This is a genomic window from Wolbachia endosymbiont of Drosophila baimaii (genome assembly GCF_028982185.1).
Taxonomy (GTDB): domain Bacteria; phylum Pseudomonadota; class Alphaproteobacteria; order Rickettsiales; family Anaplasmataceae; genus Wolbachia; species Wolbachia pipientis.
On the sequence record NZ_JAPQLE010000057.1, the window covers coordinates 1 to 2,441 of the forward strand.

The 2,441-nt window shown below is 37.6% G+C and carries 1 protein-coding gene; it reads left to right on the plus strand.

Going from position 1 to position 2,441, the window contains the following annotated elements; all coding sequences use genetic code 11:
- The first annotated feature begins 733 nt into the window (after nt 1–733).
- Entirely contained in the window at nt 734–2,029 is a 1,296-nt protein-coding gene (locus OZD66_RS01830; protein WP_182366789.1) for a Na+/H+ antiporter NhaC family protein, read from the plus strand.
- Nucleotides 2,030–2,441: the final 412 nt, after the last annotated feature.

Sequence of the window (2,441 nt, forward strand, 5' to 3'; positions counted from 1 at the left end):
TAAAAAAACGCCATACTTGAAAGTATAATGTAAGTAATTAGCCAACCACGGGGCTTCTTTTGCCTTTTTTTTATTTGGTAAATTTCTTAACGTTTATAGCTAAACAACAACCGTCATCCCGCTACTTGTTAGCGGGATCTAGAGATACCGCGGCGGTATGACGGTTCGCAACGGCATGACGGTTCGCGGTGGCATGACGATAAGCTCGTCATCCCGCTGCTTGTTAGCGGCTAAGGGATACCGCGAAGGGATACTGCGAATGAATCGCGGTATGACGGTTAATTATTCTGCGGCGGTATAACGTAGAGCTCGCGTTAGCTATACTTTTATACTCACCAACTCAGCTGGATCCAAGTAGTCAGCTACTCGGATGACACCCTGTTGAGGCTGCGCTTACACATTCCACTTTCTATGCTCACCAAACAAATTTGCTTACTCGCAGCAAAATTTTCTGGATCCAAGTAGTCAGCTACTCGGATGACGTCTTTGTGTTTGAAGCAAAACCAGCTATAACATTTCTTCGCAAACAAATGTTCGTACAGTTGTGCGCGTGATGCTGGAATCTAGACAACAATTAGATCCTATTGTCAAGCAATAAGCTACATGTGCTATTTATTTAGTAAATTAAATATGAAGTTTAAAACTCTGCTATTGACTTCCTGTAGAACTAGTGAAAACCAAACTTGCTTAAAACCACTTAATTAGTTATAGTTATAAGTTTAGGTACAGTGAAATGACAGCTTTTGTCCCTTTGATTATTTTTTTAATCTCGTACCTTGGAAGTGGTGCTTATTTTTCTTTTATCGGAACTGATAATCCACTTCATCAGGTTTCACCAGTAATATGCTTGTTACCAGCACTATTTTTTGCTGTCTCACGTGGTACAAATAAAATTCAGCATAACATCGATACTGTTATCAAGGGCATGGGTGACAAAAACACCCTTACTATGTGTTTAATTTTTTTATTTTCTGGAGCATTTTCTGCGGTGACTCAATCAATCGGTAGCGCAGACACTGTTGCTAATTTAATTCTTAATTTCCTTCCAGCACGATTACTGCTGCCTGGAGTATTTTTGGCTTCTGCTTTTATTTCAACTGCAATTGGTACATCTATGGGAGTTGTTGCGCTGATGGTACCTATAGCTGTTAATCTGGCAAAAAGTGGAGCTTTTGGTCTTGAAATAGGAACTGCAACTGTAGTAGGTGGTGCCGTGTTTGGCGATAACCTTTCGATGATATCTGATACCACAATTGCATCTGTTTCTTCACAGGGAGCTTCAGTAAAAGATAAACTTAAAATAAACTCTAAGGTTGCATTTACTGCAGGTATTATAACACTCACCTATCTGGCAGTGATTTCAAGTAGTATAAAAATTATTTCTATATCAAATTTAGATTATTATTCTATAATAAAAATTATTCCTTACATTTCTTTAATAATCATGGGGCTGCTTGAAGTCACCACTTTAGTAACAATAACTGTAAACATAATTATTGCTGGTGTGCTAGGAATAACTTTTTTTGACTATGCTATCATTCAATTTCCTCATGACGTGTATGACGGTTTCAAAAAAGTAAACGAAATAGTGATATTCGCTCTATTTATCGGTGGGTTGAGCCATATAATGTACAAACAAGGTCAAAAAGCGTTGCATAAACTCATCGATGAAAGCAATATCACAAAAACTAAAGCTGAATTTGTGATAGCAGGAATTGCGTCTATGGTTACTACCTTGGTTGCCAATAATACCATTGCTATTTTGCTAAGTGGTGGCATTGCAAAAAGACTCGCACAGAAACACGATATTGCACCATACCGCAGTGCATACTTATTAGATGTTTTTGCTTGTGCTACAAAAGGTATCTTACCTTATGGTTCCCAACTATTGCTAGCAGGTAGCATCGCCTCTGTATCACCTATTTCTTTATTAACACAGGTATATTATTGCTTTATTCTAGCGGCAGTTACAATAGGCGAAATAATCATCAACAGCAGAAAAGAGAAACATTGTGCGGCTGCAACTTAGAGTTTCTCTTTTTTTACCCATAAGGAACGGAATTACTTGACACCCTTCGCCAACCCCCTTATCATGAAACTGAAGCTATTGTATTTGCTTTCGCCAATCTGCAGATTAAAAGGTAAGGATTACTTAATGTATCGGCGTCTTGTGTTCAATTTTTTGCAGTACATAGATACTGTATGTCTTTACAAAACTTCATCTACATCTAGATTTTTATCTAAATAAGCTGAACGCGCTTATAAAGCGTTACAAGACATCAAAAAATGCCAATACTCGACAGAGATAGTAAAAGACTAGCTAACTCGGGGATTCTTTGTCTTTTTTTCTGCTTATACCAATTCTCATTATTAGGAGGACAAATAGGAGACATTGCAGAGTTGTTTAATTATGGAGTGGGTAAGAGAGGTAACAAATTTAC

Coding starts and splice junctions, on each gene's coding strand:
- OZD66_RS01830 (WP_182366789.1), top strand. CDS start 734: ATGACAGCTTTTGTCCCTTTGATTATTTTTTTAATCTCGTACCTTGGA.